This is a genomic window from Enterobacter sp. Acro-832 (assembly GCF_011752745.1).
GTDB lineage: Bacteria > Pseudomonadota > Gammaproteobacteria > Enterobacterales > Enterobacteriaceae > Enterobacter > Enterobacter quasiroggenkampii.
The window spans coordinates 220,893-235,937 of record NZ_VWWX01000003.1; the positions used below are offsets into that span (position 1 = coordinate 220,893).

Sequence of the window (15,045 nt, forward strand, 5' to 3'; positions counted from 1 at the left end):
TCATCCCGCAGAAAACCCCGTCTCGTTGCTGCCGTTCCTCCTGAACGGCATTCTCTTCTCATGAATACATTAACTTCCATGCACGGTATCGCTCGCGCGATCCGCAATCTGATTCGTATCGGTGTTGTGACCGACGTTGACCTCAACAGAGGGCTTTGTCGTGTCCAGACCGGCGGGATGAAAACCACCTGGCTGAACTGGCTAACCTGCCGTGCGGGACGTTCGCGCGTGTGGTGGGCCCCTTCCGAGGGAGAGCAGGTGCTGCTGCTGGCCATCGGCGGTGAGCTGGATACCGCCTTTGTGCTGCCCGGCATTTTCTCTGACGACCATCCGGCGCCGTCCGGGTCGCCTGACGCGTTCCACGTCGCGTTCCCTGACGGCGCGGTGATCGAGTACGAACCCGGACGCGGGGCGCTGACGGTTTCAGGTATTAAAACAGCCGACATCTCCGCTTCTGAATCGCTGACCGCCACCGTGCCGGAGGTGCGGGTGATCTCAACGTCCCGCATCACGCTGGATACGCCTGAAGTGGTGTGTACCAACAAGTTAATTACCGCCTCGCTGGAAGTGCAGAAGGGCGGGGTGATGACCGGAAATATTGAGCACTCCGGCGGTAAATTGACCTCCAACGGGGTGCAGGTGGACAACCACGCGCACGGCAGTGTGCAAAGCGGCGGAAGCTGGACTAAGGGGACACAATGACGGTGCGTTACAGGGGAATGAACAGGCAGACCGGGCTAAGCCTTTCAGAGGCTGACCACATCCGGCAGAGCGTGCGCGACATTCTGGTTACGCCGATTGGCTCGCGGGTCATGCGCCGGGATTACGGCTCGCTGCTGGCGGCGATGATAGACAGGCCGCAGAGCCCGGCGCTGCGCCTGCAGATCATGGCCGCCTGTTATTCCGCCATCCAGAAATGGGAGCCGCGGATAAGCCTGACGGCCATCACTTTCGAACGTTCGGAGAACGACGGGACGTTGTATGTCGATATCACCGGCACGCGTCCGACCTCCGGACAATCCTTTTCTATCACCATTTCACTGAGTTAAACGCTATGGCTATTGTTGATCTGAGCCAGCTCGCCGCGCCTGATGTCGTGGAGGAGGTGGATTATGAAACGCTGTTGGCAGAACGAAAGGCCACCTTTGTCTCCCTCTATCCGGAAGAGGAGCGAGAGGCGATTGCACGGACGCTGACGCTGGAATCCGAGCCGATTGTGAAGCTTCTGCAAGAGAATGCTTACCGGGAAGTTATCTGGCGCCAGCGGGTTAATGAGGCTGCGCTGGCTGTGACGCTTGCCTATTCTGCCGGTCACGACCTTGATGTTATCGCGGGAAACAATAATACCGAACGCCTGACCATCACCCCGGGAGATGACACTACCATTCCGCCAACGGCTGCCGTCATGGAGTCTGATGCTGACCTTCGACTGCGCGCCCAGCAAGCATTTGAAGGATTGAGCGTCGCGGGTCCGGTTGGAGCCTATGAATATCATGGTCGAAGTGCCGACGGACGGGTCGCTGACGTTTCGGTTGATAGCCCTCAGCCTGCATACGTGACGATTTCGGTGTTATCCCGTGAGGGTGATGGCACCGCTCGTCCTGAACTACTGGCGGTTGTTGAAAAAGCGCTTAACGCTGAAACCGTCCGCCCGGTTGGCGATCGTGTGACAGTTCAGTCAGCAGAAATTGTGCCTTACAAGATAAACGCAACGCTCTACGTTTATCCCGGACCAGAGTCTGAACCTATCAGGCAAGCAGCAGAGCAGAAACTGCAAAATTATATCAGCGCACAGCATCGCCTTGGACGCGATATCCGCCTGTCGGCCATTTATGCAGCACTTCACGTTGAAGGTGTGCAGCGCGTTGAACTGATATCTCCCCAGTCTGACATTGTGCTGACTAAGTCGCAGGCATCGAACTGTACCTCGTATCAGATAACTATCGGGGGTTCGGATGAGTGACAGGCTATTACCCGTTGGGTCCTCACCGCTGGAAATCGCTGCTGCCGCTGCGCTCTCGAATATTGAGCGTGTGCCGGTACCGCTACGCACGTTATGGAACCCCAGCGCGTGCCCGGTGAATTTACTTCCCTACCTGGCATGGGCGCTGTCGGTAGACCGTTGGGATGAGGCGTGGCCGGAGAGCACTAAACGCAGCGTCATTATGTCCTCGTTTTTCGTCCATCAGCACAAAGGAACCATCAGCGCATTGCGTCGTGTGGTGGAACCGCTTGGCTTTTTGATAGAGGTGCGCGAGTGGTGGCAGCTCGATGAGGAGCCAGGCACATTCCGTCTGGTTGTCGGTGTGCTTGATAACGGCATCACTGACGAAATGTATCAGGAGCTTGAACGGCTAATTGAAGATGCCAAACCGGCAAGTAGACACATGACCGGGCTGGCTATCAGCCTGAGCTCAACGGGAGAGTTTTATGTCGGCGCAGGATGCTATCACGGCGATGCGCTGGCTGTTTACCCCTATACCACTGAGGAACTTATTGTCGGTGGTGATTATTACCCGGCCTCGGCCATCCATTTGATTGATAACCTGAGAGTGAACGCATGACCGCAAAATATTTTGCCATACTGACTAATCAGGGCGCGGCGCGGCTAGCTAACGCGACGGCACTTGGTACAAAACTCAATCTGACGCAAATGGCGGTAGGCGACGCTAACGGAACGTTGCCAACCCCCGATCCGGCGCAGACGAAGCTCGTCAACCAAAAACGCATAGCACCGCTGAACCTGCTCGCTGTTGACCCTAATAATACCAGTCAGATCATCGCGGAACAGATTATTCCCGAGAATGAGGGCGGTTTCTGGATCCGAGAGATCGGTCTCTATGACGACGACGGCATTCTGATCGCCGTGGCTAACTGCCCGGAGACTTATAAGCCTCAGCTGCAGGAAGGCAGTGGCCGCACGCAGACCATTCGCATGATTCTGATTGTGTCGAGCACGTCGTCAATTTCCCTGAAAATTGATCCATCGGTTGTGCTGGCAACGCGGCAGTATGTTGACGATAAAGTTATTGAGGTAAAGGGCTACGCTGATGATCAGATGAAAAAGCATATTGCTGCTGATAATCCGCATAAACAGTACCCTTTAATCGCCAATGCGTTAAAAGAAATTGCCGATGCAGGGTTGAGTGCTGAGGTTCTCAAAAACCTTGGTTTTGTAGGATCGCTAACTTCACCTGGTTATGCGGTTATTCCGCTAGGGACGAAAAAGCTGGTGATCCAGTGGGGATCGGTAACTGTACCGACTGCCGGGTCAGCCTCTGCCACTTATCAACTGGCGCTCAACGCGGGTCTGGCACAGTTCTGTACGCCGGTTGATGTTTCGTCAATAAATAACTACCGCGTAGGGGTCGCGACCTCTACAAACACAAATATCACCCTGGCATCTACCAACACGCAGAGCGTGACGGGTGTTATGTGGCTATCAATTGGGACGATTAACTGATGAATAAATATTATTACTCCCCGTCAACGCGCGGATTTTATCAATCACAGATTCATAAAGAATACCCTGCCGATGCCGTTGAAATTGATGAAAGCGAATATTGCCAACTTATTCAGGCACAACAAAACGGAATGGAGATAACACCAGGCGCTGATGGCGGTCCCGTACTTACCGAGCCAGTGATTGATTATGCCGCACAGGCACAGCAGGTGAAAAACTCGCTTCGCCTGACCGCTGATGCAGAAATTTCATGGCGGCAGGACGCTGTTGATGCAGGGATAGCCACGGCGGGAGAAACCGCCGCGCTTGCGGAGTGGAAAAGGTACCGGGTGCTGCTGATGCGTGTTGATACATCAAAAGCCCCAGTCATCGAATGGCCTACACAGCCGGACGCTCAGGCCAGTTAATATCTGGCGCGGTAGCGGTATCTATTGCCGTCACCGCGTCGATATAGTCCAGCGTGTTGTTAAGTTTTTCGGTCTCTGCCGTGGTTAGCTTTCTTCCGGCCTGCAACTTCAACTGGATTACACTGATTGACTGCATTGCGGAATCTATCAGGTTCTGCCGCTGCTGGTCTGCTGCCACGATCATCTCTTGATGTGTCGGCGTTGGCAGATCCACCCATCCAGGCAGGCCATCAATCACCCCACGAGTTTTCCCTTTAGGTGGCTCACCGGCATATTGATAATAATCAGAATCCTCTACAGCAATACAATCATCAGGTAATGTTCCTGCATTGCGATATTCATTCAAAAGAATCTGGGCGTAAAAAGAATTAGTCGAGGGTGAATATAAATAACTCATAAAACCTCTTTTCTCAGAAACCAATAGAGATATAGCGACACACAACAGACACCCCATCCTGATAACGCAAGCCATCAATACGGAAGGTAATACCCGTGTTACCGGCTGCTGTTACACCGACAGAATATGCGCCACCACCGCTGTCACAGCTTACGACCTGAAACATTCCGGCAGGAAATGCAATGGGTAACATAGCGACCTGACCCTGCGCTTTAATCTCAGCCTGTCCCCACTGGAGGATGAGTGTGTATCCTTTTGTCAGTGGTATTTTGCACCATCCATTGGCAGATAAACTGCCACTCGCTGCAGGTAATTTTGCTGCCTCTCCCAAACCAAGGTTTTCGAAAATGCGTGTTTATCAATTAAGTGGCATGATTTCCGGTTTTGACGGAGAGAAATTCCATGCTTATTGGATACATACGCGTGTCAACAAATGAACAAAACACCGCCTTACAGCGTGACGCGCTGCAGCGTTCAGGATGTGAGCTCATTTTTGAAGATAAAATCAGCGGTAAATCGACAAACAGACCGGGACTCAATCGTGCCCTCAGACAACTGAATGCGGGCGATACTCTCGTTGTATGGAAACTCGATCGGCTCGGGCGCAGTATGCGCCACCTTGTTTCAATGACCGAGGAACTACGCCAGCGAAACATTAATTTCCGCAGTTTGACTGACAGCATTGATACCTCAACGCCAATGGGGCGTTTCTTCTTCCATATCATGGGGGCGCTTGCTGAAATGGAGCGTGAGCTCATTGTCGAGAGGACGTGCGCCGGGCTGGCCGCAGCGCGGGAACAGGGGCGAATTGGTGGCAGACGCCCTAAATTGACGCAGGAGGAATGGGCTCAGGCTGGAAGACTGATTGTTGCCGGAGAATCCCGGCAGCGCGTTGCGTTAATTTTTGATGTGGGTATTTCCACGCTTTATAAAAAATTCCCCGCCACGGTAATCGGACAATCGTTGTGTCAGTCATCGCTGGACGGTGACAGTTAGCTCATAACAACTCCAGCCGCGACAATATCACTCACCAACTAACCAAGGAGTTAAACGGATGAGTGATTTTCACCACGGCGTGGAAGTTATCGAAATCAACGATGGCACCCGCACCATTTCCACCGTCTCGACGGCAATCATCGGTATGGTCTGTACGGCCAGCGATGCTGACGACAAGACATTTCCTTTAAACGAGCCTGTGCTCATTACCAACGTGCAAACTGCGATTGCGAAAGCCGGCAAGGCGGGGACGCTGTCCGCTTCTCTGCAGGCGATTGCTGACCAGTGTAAACCGGTTGTCGTTGTTGTTCGCGTGGCTGAAGGCACCGCTGAAACCCCGGAAGAGGCGCGCAAACAGACCGTTTCCAACATCATCGGTACCACCGATGAAAACGGTAAATATACCGGCCTGAAGGCGCTTCTCACGGCGAAAACGGTAACCGGCGTTAAGCCACGTATTCTCGGCGTGCCGGGGCTGGATTCTCAGGAAGTGGCAACCGCGCTGGCCGCGATGTGCCAGAGCCTGCGCGCGTTCGGCTATGTCAGCGCATGGGGATGTAAAACCATTTCTGAGGCGATCGACTACCGCAAGAACTTCAGCCAGCGCGAGCTGATGGTTATCCACCCTGATTTTCTGGCATGGGATACCACCACGAACGCAACGACGACGGCCTGGGCAACCGCTCGCGCGCTTGGCCTGCGCGCCAAAATCGACCAGACCATCGGCTGGCATAAAACCCTGTCAAACGTTGGCGTCAACGGCGTCACGGGCGTAAGCGCTTCTGTCTCCTGGGATCTGCAGGAACAGGCTACCGATGCGAACCTGCTTAACCAGGCTGGCGTCACCACGCTGATTCGCAACGACGGCTTCAAATTCTGGGGTAACCGTACCTGCTCTGACGACCCGTTATTCGTCTTTGAAAACTATACCCGTACCGCGCAGGTGCTGGCCGATACCATGGCGGAAGCGCACGCGTGGGCGATGGATAAACCCATCACGCCAACGCTTATCCGCGACATCGTTTCCGGTATTAATGCCAAGTTCCGCGAGCTGAAAACCAACGGCTATATCGTCGACGGCTCCTGCTGGTATGACCCTGAGTCGAACGACGCAACCACCCTGAAAGCGGGGAAACTGTATATCGATTACGACTACACCCCTGTCCCGCCGCTGGAAAATCTGACCCTGCGCCAGCGCATCACCGATACCTATCTGGCAGACCTGTCAGATTCGGTTAATAGCTAAGGAGCTGAAGCATGGCGTTACCACGCAAACTTAAATACCTGAATATGTTCAACGATGGCCTGAGCTATATGGGCGTTGTTGAGTCAGTGACCCTACCGAAGCTTACCCGCAAGCTGGAGAAGTATCGTGGCGGCGGTATGCCGGGCTCGGTCTCTGTCGATCTCGGTCTGGATGATGATGCCCTGGCGCTGGAGTGGACCGTTGGCGGTCTGCCGGACGCCGCGCTGTGGGCACAGTACGCCTCTCCGGGCGCGGACAGCGTGCCGCTGCGCTTTACCGGCTCTTTCCAGCGTGATGATACCGGCGAAATCTCCGCCGTCGAAATCGTCATGCGCGGCCGTCATAAAGAGTTTGATGGCGGCGAGAACAAGCAGGGCGAAAGCGGCACCACCAAGATGTCCACCGAGTGCGCGTACTACCAGTTGACCATTGATGGCAAAGAGATCATCGAGATCGACATCATCAACATGGTGCTGAAAGTCGACGGCGTCGATCGTCTGGCTGAACACCGTAAGGCCATCGGCCTGTAACCCTTTAACCGGCCGGGATAGCCGGCCGGTAAGCTAACTTTCAGAAGAGTAATGAAATGGAAAATAGCAACGAGAACGCCATGAACAACAGCTCATACATCGTCACGCTTGATAGCCCCGTTCAGCGCGGCGAGCAAAAAATTGAACAGGTGACGGTCTCCAAACCGAATGCCGGGACTCTGCGTGGGATCTCGCTGGCCTCGCTGGCGCAATCCGACGTTGATGCGCTGATCAAGGTGCTGCCGCGAATGACCTCGCCGGCTCTGACCGAGCATGAAGTTGCGCGTCTGGATGCCTGCGATCTGCTCTCTTTTGCCGGTAAGGTGATCGGTTTTTTGTCACCGGCTTCGGCTCGCTGAGATTTCCCGAAAACCTGTCGGTCGACGATCTGATGGCGGATATCGCGGTGATTTTTCACTGGCCGCCGTCAGAACTGTACTCCCTTAGCGTGACCGAACTCCTCTTATGGCGCGAAAAAGCGCTGCAGCGAAGCGGAAACCACCATGAGTAATAATGTCAGTCTTCAGGAGCTGCTTAAGGCAGTTGATCGTGCAAGCCGACCGCTTAACGCTCTTCACAACGCCAGCCAGACTCTCGCGAGCGATATCCATGATTCGCAGACGGCGCTGGGGGCGCTCGACGAGCAGGCGGGGCGCATTAACGGCTTCAGAAAAGCAAATGCCCAGCTCGCCACGACGGAGCAGTCGCTTGCTCAGGCGAAACAGCAGGCGGCGGCGCTGGCGTTGCAGTTTAAAAACACACAAAACCCTACTCAGGCACAGGCTGATGCGCTGTCCGCAGCCCGAAAATCGGCAGCCAACCTCAAGCTTGAGTACAACAGCTTACGTTACTCGGTACAGCGTCAGCGGACTGAACTCGCTCAGGCGGGAATCAACACGCGAACGCTTTCGTCGGATGAGCGTCGTTTAAAAAGTCAGATCGGCGAAAAAACGCAGCAGCTTAACCGACAGCGGGATGCGCTGGCCCGCGTCAATCAGCAGCAGGCGCAGCTGAGTACCGTTCAGAATCGCTACGAGTCAGGCAAACGCGCTGCCGCGCGGGTGCATCAGCTGGCTAATGCGGGCGTGGGCATGGCCAAAGCGGGCTTTGATCAGACGTCCCGGTTTATGGCGCCTGGCATCAGTTTTGAAAAACAGATGTCGACTATTCAGGCAAGCCTTGGTCTGGAGAAGGGCGACGCCCGGCTTGAGGCCATTCGCCAGCAGGCCCGAGAGGTCAGTGCCAGGACCGGAGTACCCGCAAATACGGTCGTCCGTGCACAAACCGAACTGGCTCGTTCAGGCTACGACGCCGATGGGGTTATTGCTGCCACTGTACCCACGGTTAACCTCAGCCTGGCGGGGAATGTCGACGCGGCTAAAGCGGCCGATATGATCGCCAGCACGCAGGCCGCCTATAACCTGACCGATACGGATGCGGGACGCATCGCAGATTTACTTACCCGCGGGTTTACCTCTTCGAACACCAGTCTCGTTGAGATGGCGGCGGCCGTCACCTCCGCTGCGCCCGCTGCGGATGCGACCGGTATGGGTCTTGAAGAGACAATCGCGCAGCTTGGCGTTCTGACGGAAAAGGGAATGAACGGTGCCGCCGCCGGGGACGCGCTCAGCGCGATGCTGCGACAGCCCCAGGCTCCGGATGCACTGCGCTCAGCCGCGGGTAACGGCGCGCTTGATAAAAAACGCCAGCAGCTGCAGGGGGCAACGGGCAGTGCCGCGCTCGTGGCTACCGTGCAGACCGACAATCTTGACGGCGATATCAGCAAATTCCAGGCCGCGTGGAGCGGGCTGAAGATTGACGTATTTGATAAAGCAGATGGCGCTTTGCGCAACCTGATAACAACCGCAACCGGCTGGCTTGGCACGGCCTCCCTGTGGGTGAATGCCAACCCTGAGCTGACGCAGACCCTTGCCAGCATTGTTGTCGGCGCGCAGGCGTTTGCTGGGGTACTGGGTGGCGTAGGCACGGTTATTGGTCCGGTTCTGACGGGCATCAATATAGTTATTACCGCGGCCGGGATGTTAGGAACGGTATTCAGCGTGGTGGGCGGCGCCATCATGACGGTGCTGGGCGCCCTTAGCTGGCCGGTGATAGCCCTTGGCGCGGCGATTGCCGCCGGTGCTTTGCTGATTTTCAAATACTGGGAGCCCATCAGCGCCTTCTTTGGCGGGGTGATGGAAGGGCTTTCAACGGCTTTCGCACCGCTGGGTGCGCTGTTCTCACCGGTGATGGCGGTATTTGACGCTATCTCGGAGAAGCTGGGCGGTATCTGGCAATGGTTCACCGACTTGATTACGCCGATCAAGGCGACGCAGGAAACGCTGGATGGCTGTAAAAACGCTGGCGTGATTTTTGGACAGGCGCTGGGTGATGCGTTAATGGCACCGCTTAATCTCTTTAACAGCCTGAGCGGCAAGGCCAGCTGGCTGCTGGAGAAACTCGGTCTTATCAAAAACGAGTCGGGTCATCTCGACGCCGCAGCGGCAAAAGCAGACGCGACATCCTCTCCTGCGGGCAGTTCGTCCATTCCGGTGGCGGGGATCTCTGGCGTCGGCCAGGGGTATCAGCCAACCCTCGTGCCGGGAGGACGCTCTTACGTTGATCAGAGTAAAAGCGAATATCACATCACGCTGCAGGGGGGCACGGCCTCCGCAACGGATCTGACGCGTCAAATCCGGGAGACAATAGATAGCATTGAACAGGATAAAGCGAGACGGCAGCAATCCAGCTTAATGTATGGTTGAGGAGAGATAAAATGTTAATGGTGCTGGGTCTGTTTGTCTTTGAACGACGAACCTTACCCTATCAGACAATGCAGTTTACAAAGGATTACCGCTGGGCGTCCAACGATCGGATCGGGAAACCTAAAGCCTGGCAGTACCTTGGCGAAGGCGAGACATCTTTTACCCTCTCCGGACTGCTTTACCCGGAACTCACGGGAGGGCGGCTTTCCCTCAAGGCGGTTGAGCTGATGGCGAATGAGGGGCGGGCATGGCCGTTGATAGACGGTACCGGCATCATTCACGGCATGTTTATCATTGAAAAAGTCACGCATACGCATTCGGATTTTTACAGTGACGGTACCGCCCGAAAAATTAATTTTACGCTGGAACTGAAACGCGTGGACGAATCGCTGATGACGATGTTTGGCGATCTGAGAACCCAGGCCGAAGAGCTGGTGACGAGCGCACGTAATAGCATTGGAGGGCTGGTGGGATGATCACCGAAATGAATATCCGGGCGGGTGGGAAAATCGCCCCTGATTTTATGCTTAAGCTTGACGATCGCGATGTCACACAGAATTTCAGCCACCGTCTTATCAGTCTTAGCATGATCGACAAACGTGGGCTGGAAGCCGATCAGCTGGATATTCAACTGGATGATTCCGACGGGCTGCTAGACTTGCCGGCCCGGGGGGCAAGGCTCTCCTTATGGCTGGGATGGGAGGGAACCCCGCTCGAGGAGAAAGGGGACTTTACGATTGATGCGATTCAATTCCGGGGCGCGCCGGACACGCTGACCATCCGGGGATTCAGCGCAGATTTTCGTGGAAAGCTAAACGTGCGGCGCGAACAGTCGTGGCATGACACGACGATTGGCGCGATAGTCGATACCATCGCTCAGCGTAACCAGTTGACCGCCAGCGTCGCGTCGGGGCTTGCATCCATCGCCATCTCTCATATTGACCAGTCTCAGGAGACAGACGCGGCGTTCCTCTCCCGCCTTGCTGAACGTAATGGAGCATTTGTTTCAATCAAAGCCGGGAAGATTATCTTTATGAAAGCGGGCCAGGCCGTGACGGCCAGCGGCACGCCGATTCCCTTAATGATGATTGAGCGTGGGGATGGCGATAAGCACCTTTTTTCCGTCGCTGACCGTGAAAATTATTCCGGCGTGACGGCCAAATGGCTGCAAACGCGCGACCCAAAGCAACAAAATACTCAATTGAGTATTTCACGCCAATCAAGCGTACAGCCGACAGGAGCACTGCAGCACCCGGATGCCGTCGCACCGGTAGCGGAAACAGGAGGCAAGGAGCAGAAGCCGCAAGAGAGGCTGGTGGGATCGGCGGAGAACGTATTTGAGCTCACCACGGTTTATGCCTCTGAAGAGCAGGCGCTCAGGGCCGCAGAGGCTAAGTGGCGCGCGCTTCAGCGGGGAACCGTAGAGTTTTCCATCCAGCTTGCCCTGGGACGCGCCGATCTGTTCCCCGAAACGCCGGTGCTGGTAAACGGTTTTAAACGCGTCATCGACGAGCAGGCGTGGATCATCAGCGAAGTGGTGCATACTCTCAACGATAGCGGATTTACCACGCAGCTTAAGCTTGAGCTGAACGTCAGCGACGAAAAATTTACTGTTGATAGTGAGTAATGTAGTTGCTATTGGTTTTATTTTGGGTATTATTGATTCACAAAATGTGAATTAAGTGGAGGGGTACATGTTTCATTGTCCTAAGTGCAAGCACTCTGCGCATGCGCGTACCAGTCGCTATCTAAGTGAAAATACCAAAGAGCGCTATCACCAGTGCACCAATGTGGACTGCAGCTGTACGTTCGTGACGATGGAGTCCGTAGAGCGTCTGATTGCGACCCCTGGTGCCTCTGGACGTGTCCAGGCGGCTTCGCTGAGCCAGGGTTAGCGGGTTTAAAAAAAACAATAAAAAAGCCACTCAATTGAGTGGCTTAATTATATGAAGCCAGCAGACCCAACGGAGGATTACGACCAGACACCAAAAGGCAACATCACTTTTTGAAGGCGGAAAAAACTGCCTTTCGTCGGGTTTTGCGTAATGCTCATTTTTATGCCTGGATTTTGCTATTCAAAATTCGCGCGATAAAGTCAAAAAACCATTGTACCGTACTGAGCATTCATCATCGTTGACGAACGCTGAAGAAATGAATTCACTACGTTTGCCTTTTTTGTCCGTAAAAGTATATTTTGCCGTCACGGTCAGTACATGCCTGTCGTGATACATATTGTAATAATCATTCTCAGAAAGCCTGATATCAGCTGATTTCTCTAAATCTGCCTGGCTATCTGCAATCGCCATTTTTCTGGCGAATACATCTGACACTGGCAGCACATCAAGCACTTCCACTGTTGTTTTGCTGTACTGGATAGACGTCAGATCAATGCCGAGCTCGTTCTTAATGCTGGTTAGCAGCATACCTTCGATATAATGACCGGGTGCTGCACATTCACCACCCGTAGAAGCTGCCATTGCACACACAGGCAACAATACGATGGAAATTGCAATTATGCGGATCATCGTACAACCTCCAGCAATGCGCCTATATCATTGCCCACAAGTAGACGGGTTGAAGAACTCATAATAATACAGCCTTCAGATGCGTATCCGGGTATACCGATGCGCTTATCACCGTGCATACGGAAAGAATGCATGTCACGCGCGTATGAATTGCCGCTAATATGTTTCAGTTTAATTGTCAGCGGTCCTTTGCTGGTGCCGGAACTACCGATTTTCCATATACCGCGTGGAATTGGCCCCATACCGCGAACATGCTCACGGTCTGGATTATTTTTATTGGTGAGGGCGCCGGAGTAACCTGTTTCAATCAGTTTTCCATCTTTAAACAGTTCGCCGGTGCTTTGCTTATAAAGCCATTTAGCCATGGTGATCTCCTTATGCTGTTTTACGGTCTTTCCAGCTATCGGCGTGCTGGATGTTGCCATCGACATAGCTCCACGTGATTTTTTCGTAACGCAGGCCTACATGCTCTATATGCCCGTGTTTTTCGAAATCGGGATCTTTGGTATCAAACATAATTGGCACAACGTGGCACACCTTCACGTTCTCCAGCACGACATTGAAATATTCTTCTTCCATGCCGTTATTATTGATGCGGTAAAGTTTGAATTCGGCTTTTGCCAGGGTCCGACCTGTAGTTAAGGCCCGGTAAAGAAGTGGGGTTGATGGGTCTATCTCTTTTTCAAATGTAAACGCCTCATGCTGTCGCGTTCCGGTTAATGCTCCACTCATGTTATCGGCAGGAATAAACAAATCGTGCTGCATACCTACTACTTCAATGCTGCCTTCCCGGCCACGAACATCAGAGCCACCTTTTATCTGTTTCCCTTCATCGTTGCAAAGCAGGAGATAAATGGGTATAGCCATGCTAATTAACTCCATTTAGTTGACAAATTAACCAAACAATACTCCTTCATTATTTTTCTGGTTGTAAGTTTTTATATCACCATTGTTACCTATATTTGTTTTTTTTATAAATGAATATAAATAATAATTTCAGTGAATCGGTTTAATTCATTCTTGATTTGAGTTATTAGTTGATTAACCGCATTACGTAAAGTCTGGTGAGCTTACGGCCACTACCAGAAGCACGCATGATTACATCCATGAAAAAACCAAAAATAACAGGCGAAAATTTCCCTCAGGGATTTTCCCTCCGAGAATTAGAGGACAGCACCTGGTAGATAATTGTGAATTCGGCGTGATTTAATGACTTTTTGGCTCAATCTATCTGTGCCACCAGTAACTTTTTGCGGGGCTGAACTAACCTCATTTTGCCGTATGTTGGTTCGAATAAATTCATTGCTAGCGTGGCTTACAGAACTGTGAACCAACTGAACCGACATTTTTCTGTGTCTATATATGCGTTTTCATTGTGTATGGACTGGCAGGTTAATTGGGAACCACAGCGCTGGAGGTAGGGGGCAGATGGTGTGAGTGGTCATAAATTAACCATAAATCACTATGGCTACTTTTCTGAAATATCCCCGGTATATCCCCGGAAAAAACAAAGGGCCAGCGCTTTTAGCGCCAGCCCTTGCTGTATCTGGTGGCCCCTGCTGGACTTGAACCAGCGACCAAGCGATTATGAGAACCATAACAGCCAAAGCAAAAACAATAACTTAGATAAAAATCAAGCAGTTGCAAAACCAATATCCACCAATAAGAGCCAATATTCTTAAGTTTGTGCGACACTTTTGCGACATTTGAGAGGGTTGAGCTTCAACGCCTCCTCTAAGTGGTTCGGCGCGAAATGAGCGTAACGCATTGTCATTTTGATATCGGTGTGCCCGAGGATTTTTTGAAGGACTAATATGTTGCCGCCGTTCATCATAAAATGGGATGCAAAGGTATGTCGGAGAACGTGCGTCAACTGCCCGGCCGGTAATTCAATTCCCGCTCTTTCCAGGGCAGATCTAAAAGCGTAATAACACGGACTAAAAAGCGCACCATTCTTTTTTGGCAGTTCAGCTATTATTGCTGGGTCTAATGGTATTGTGCGGTTGCGCTTACCTTTCGTTTTTATAAATGTGACCTTCCCAGCACCGATTTGGCTGCGCTTCAATTTCTCAGCCTCTCCCCAGCGAGCGCCAGTAGACAGGCAAATCCTGACAATCATCTCCAAATCTTTAGCAGAGCTGTGGCGGCTTTCTTCTAAGAGCCTGTCTATCTGCTCTCCAGTAAGATAGGCCATCTCACTTTCTTCTGTTCTGAACTGGCGAACGTTCTCTAACGGGTTAGGCGCGTCCCATTCACCGAGACGTTTTAATTCATTAAATACAGCGAGGAAATAAGCGTGTTCCAGGTTCATGGTGCGCGGCGAAACCTGAGTGACGCGTTTAGTCCTGGCAAAGTGGCCATCCAACCTTTTAGCCCTATAAGCGGTGAACAGCTGCGCGGTGAACTCAGTAGCCATAGGAGAACCCATACACTCATCAGCCCATAGCATGGAGCTTTTACGCTTTTCACCATCGCGCAGGGTTATCCCGTGACGCTCAAACCAGAGATGTATTAGATCTGAAAGGCGACGTTTATCTTTTCCTTGACCAAGCCAGGGCGTGTCCTCAACTTTTTGCAGGGTGTAGTTTTCGAATGCTAACGCCTCGCCTTTAGTCGCGAACTTTTTGCGGATTCTCTTCCCTTGCTTGCCATCGCTACGGTTGATGGGGTAGAAGTCGGCAAGCCATTGGCCATTGCTGAGTTTTCTTACGGTCAT

Annotated in this window: 20 protein-coding genes; 15 read left to right on the plus strand and 5 right to left on the minus strand. The window is 52.8% G+C overall.

Features of this window, described 5'->3' with window-relative positions; translation table 11 throughout:
• Positions 1–60 precede the first annotated feature (60 nt).
• From F3J31_RS12390 to F3J31_RS12415, 6 genes are read left to right on the plus strand one after another with little or no spacing between them, the layout of a single operon-like run.
• A complete protein-coding gene (locus F3J31_RS12390; protein ID WP_045910032.1) occupies positions 61–702 on the plus strand; it encodes a phage baseplate assembly protein V in 642 nt (213 codons plus the stop codon).
• The gene (locus F3J31_RS12395; protein ID WP_023616182.1) at positions 699–1,049 is read left to right on the plus strand and encodes a GPW/gp25 family protein; all 351 of its coding nucleotides are present in this window, start codon (positions 699–701) and stop codon (positions 1,047–1,049) included. The genes F3J31_RS12390 and F3J31_RS12395 overlap by 4 nt, the downstream gene beginning before the upstream one ends.
• Before the next feature lie 5 nt (positions 1,050–1,054).
• On the plus strand, positions 1,055–1,963 hold the full coding sequence (locus tag F3J31_RS12400; RefSeq protein WP_167213365.1) for a baseplate assembly protein: 909 nt from the start codon (positions 1,055–1,057) through the stop codon (positions 1,961–1,963).
• Positions 1,956–2,564 (plus strand): phage tail protein I, encoded by a 609-nt coding sequence (locus F3J31_RS12405; protein WP_167213368.1) that lies wholly within the window; start codon positions 1,956–1,958, stop codon positions 2,562–2,564. The genes F3J31_RS12400 and F3J31_RS12405 overlap by 8 nt, the downstream gene beginning before the upstream one ends.
• A complete protein-coding gene (locus tag F3J31_RS12410) occupies positions 2,561–3,463 on the plus strand; it encodes a phage tail protein (protein ID WP_240152763.1) in 903 nt (300 codons plus the stop codon). Before F3J31_RS12405 ends, F3J31_RS12410 begins: the two co-directional genes overlap by 4 nt.
• The gene (locus F3J31_RS12415; protein ID WP_167213371.1) at positions 3,463–3,870 is read left to right on the plus strand and encodes a tail fiber assembly protein; all 408 of its coding nucleotides are present in this window, start codon (positions 3,463–3,465) and stop codon (positions 3,868–3,870) included. The genes F3J31_RS12410 and F3J31_RS12415 overlap by 1 nt, the downstream gene beginning before the upstream one ends.
• Here F3J31_RS12415 and F3J31_RS12420 read toward each other — a convergent pair.
• On the minus strand, positions 3,842–4,267 hold the full coding sequence (locus F3J31_RS12420) for a tail fiber assembly protein (RefSeq protein ID WP_167213374.1): 426 nt from the start codon (positions 4,265–4,267) through the stop codon (positions 3,842–3,844). The two genes, F3J31_RS12415 and F3J31_RS12420, sit on opposite strands and share 29 nt — an antisense overlap.
• 402 nt (positions 4,268–4,669) lie before the next feature.
• Here F3J31_RS12420 and F3J31_RS12425 point away from each other — a divergent pair, with 402 nt between their 5' ends.
• The 9 genes from F3J31_RS12425 (at position 4,670) to F3J31_RS12465 (ending at position 11,699) form a co-directional block, all read left to right on the plus strand.
• Entirely contained in the window at positions 4,670–5,263 is a 594-nt protein-coding gene (locus F3J31_RS12425; RefSeq protein ID WP_167213376.1) for a recombinase family protein, read from the plus strand.
• A 58-nt stretch (positions 5,264–5,321) separates the two neighbouring features.
• Positions 5,322–6,509 (plus strand): phage tail sheath protein, encoded by a 1,188-nt coding sequence (locus tag F3J31_RS12430; RefSeq protein ID WP_167213379.1) that lies wholly within the window; start codon positions 5,322–5,324, stop codon positions 6,507–6,509.
• Positions 6,510–6,520: 11 nt separating this feature from the next.
• Positions 6,521–7,039, plus strand: coding sequence for a phage major tail tube protein (locus F3J31_RS12435; protein WP_045910027.1), 519 nt, complete (start codon positions 6,521–6,523; stop codon positions 7,037–7,039).
• 56 nt (positions 7,040–7,095) lie between these two features.
• Positions 7,096–7,398 carry a phage tail assembly protein gene (locus tag F3J31_RS12440; RefSeq protein WP_045910026.1) on the plus strand — a complete coding sequence of 101 codons (303 nt, stop codon included), beginning with the start codon at positions 7,096–7,098 and terminating at the stop codon, positions 7,396–7,398.
• A gap of 32 nt (positions 7,399–7,430) precedes the next feature.
• Positions 7,431–7,550 carry a GpE family phage tail protein gene (locus F3J31_RS12445; protein WP_023616176.1) on the plus strand — a complete coding sequence of 40 codons (120 nt, stop codon included), beginning with the start codon at positions 7,431–7,433 and terminating at the stop codon, positions 7,548–7,550.
• Positions 7,543–9,804, plus strand: a complete 2,262-nt coding sequence (locus tag F3J31_RS12450; protein WP_167213382.1) for a phage tail tape measure protein — start codon at positions 7,543–7,545, stop codon at positions 9,802–9,804. Before F3J31_RS12445 ends, F3J31_RS12450 begins: the two co-directional genes overlap by 8 nt.
• An 11-nt stretch (positions 9,805–9,815) precedes the next feature.
• The gene (locus F3J31_RS12455) at positions 9,816–10,280 is read left to right on the plus strand and encodes a phage tail protein (protein ID WP_111967458.1); all 465 of its coding nucleotides are present in this window, start codon (positions 9,816–9,818) and stop codon (positions 10,278–10,280) included.
• Positions 10,277–11,431: a phage late control D family protein gene (locus F3J31_RS12460; protein ID WP_167213384.1), complete on the plus strand. Its 1,155-nt coding sequence runs from the start codon at positions 10,277–10,279 to the stop codon at positions 11,429–11,431. Before F3J31_RS12455 ends, F3J31_RS12460 begins: the two co-directional genes overlap by 4 nt.
• A gap of 67 nt (positions 11,432–11,498) precedes the next feature.
• Complete coding sequence (locus tag F3J31_RS12465) at positions 11,499–11,699, plus strand: ogr/Delta-like zinc finger family protein (protein WP_048224951.1); 201 nt, start codon at positions 11,499–11,501, stop codon at positions 11,697–11,699.
• A 180-nt stretch (positions 11,700–11,879) separates the two neighbouring features.
• Here F3J31_RS12465 and F3J31_RS12470 read toward each other — a convergent pair whose 3' ends face one another.
• The 4 genes from F3J31_RS12470 to F3J31_RS12485 all read right to left on the minus strand — a co-directional run bounded on the left by F3J31_RS12470 (position 11,880) and on the right by F3J31_RS12485 (position 15,045).
• Positions 11,880–12,329 (minus strand): Shiga toxin A subunit, encoded by a 450-nt coding sequence (locus F3J31_RS12470; protein WP_167213387.1) that lies wholly within the window; start codon positions 12,327–12,329, stop codon positions 11,880–11,882.
• Entirely contained in the window at positions 12,326–12,694 is a 369-nt protein-coding gene (locus F3J31_RS12475; RefSeq protein WP_167213390.1) for a tlde1 domain-containing protein, read from the minus strand. The genes F3J31_RS12470 and F3J31_RS12475 overlap by 4 nt, the downstream gene beginning before the upstream one ends.
• Positions 12,695–12,704: 10 nt before the next feature.
• The gene (gene tssD, locus F3J31_RS12480; RefSeq protein ID WP_167213393.1) at positions 12,705–13,196 is read right to left on the minus strand and encodes a type VI secretion system tube protein TssD; all 492 of its coding nucleotides are present in this window, start codon (positions 13,194–13,196) and stop codon (positions 12,705–12,707) included.
• A gap of 811 nt (positions 13,197–14,007) precedes the next feature.
• Entirely contained in the window at positions 14,008–15,045 is a 1,038-nt protein-coding gene (locus tag F3J31_RS12485; RefSeq protein ID WP_167213396.1) for a tyrosine-type recombinase/integrase, read from the minus strand.

Coding starts and splice junctions, on each gene's coding strand:
- F3J31_RS12465 (WP_048224951.1), top strand. CDS start 11,499: ATGTTTCATTGTCCTAAGTGCAAGCACTCTGCGCATGCGCGTACCAGT.
- F3J31_RS12425 (WP_167213376.1), top strand. CDS start 4,670: ATGCTTATTGGATACATACGCGTGTCAACAAATGAACAAAACACCGCC.
- F3J31_RS12455 (WP_111967458.1), top strand. CDS start 9,816: ATGTTAATGGTGCTGGGTCTGTTTGTCTTTGAACGACGAACCTTACCC.
- F3J31_RS12395 (WP_023616182.1), top strand. CDS start 699: ATGACGGTGCGTTACAGGGGAATGAACAGGCAGACCGGGCTAAGCCTT.
- F3J31_RS12430 (WP_167213379.1), top strand. CDS start 5,322: ATGAGTGATTTTCACCACGGCGTGGAAGTTATCGAAATCAACGATGGC.
- F3J31_RS12485 (WP_167213396.1), bottom strand. CDS start 15,045: ATGACCGTAAGAAAACTCAGCAATGGCCAATGGCTTGCCGACTTCTAC.
- F3J31_RS12440 (WP_045910026.1), top strand. CDS start 7,096: ATGGAAAATAGCAACGAGAACGCCATGAACAACAGCTCATACATCGTC.
- F3J31_RS12475 (WP_167213390.1), bottom strand. CDS start 12,694: ATGGCTAAATGGCTTTATAAGCAAAGCACCGGCGAACTGTTTAAAGAT.
- F3J31_RS12450 (WP_167213382.1), top strand. CDS start 7,543: ATGAGTAATAATGTCAGTCTTCAGGAGCTGCTTAAGGCAGTTGATCGT.
- F3J31_RS12435 (WP_045910027.1), top strand. CDS start 6,521: ATGGCGTTACCACGCAAACTTAAATACCTGAATATGTTCAACGATGGC.
- F3J31_RS12390 (WP_045910032.1), top strand. CDS start 61: ATGAATACATTAACTTCCATGCACGGTATCGCTCGCGCGATCCGCAAT.
- F3J31_RS12445 (WP_023616176.1), top strand. CDS start 7,431: ATGGCGGATATCGCGGTGATTTTTCACTGGCCGCCGTCAGAACTGTAC.
- F3J31_RS12470 (WP_167213387.1), bottom strand. CDS start 12,329: ATGATCCGCATAATTGCAATTTCCATCGTATTGTTGCCTGTGTGTGCA.
- tssD (WP_167213393.1), bottom strand. CDS start 13,196: ATGGCTATACCCATTTATCTCCTGCTTTGCAACGATGAAGGGAAACAG.
- F3J31_RS12415 (WP_167213371.1), top strand. CDS start 3,463: ATGAATAAATATTATTACTCCCCGTCAACGCGCGGATTTTATCAATCA.
- F3J31_RS12405 (WP_167213368.1), top strand. CDS start 1,956: ATGAGTGACAGGCTATTACCCGTTGGGTCCTCACCGCTGGAAATCGCT.
- F3J31_RS12420 (WP_167213374.1), bottom strand. CDS start 4,267: ATGAGTTATTTATATTCACCCTCGACTAATTCTTTTTACGCCCAGATT.
- F3J31_RS12400 (WP_167213365.1), top strand. CDS start 1,055: ATGGCTATTGTTGATCTGAGCCAGCTCGCCGCGCCTGATGTCGTGGAG.
- F3J31_RS12410 (WP_240152763.1), top strand. CDS start 2,561: ATGACCGCAAAATATTTTGCCATACTGACTAATCAGGGCGCGGCGCGG.
- F3J31_RS12460 (WP_167213384.1), top strand. CDS start 10,277: ATGATCACCGAAATGAATATCCGGGCGGGTGGGAAAATCGCCCCTGAT.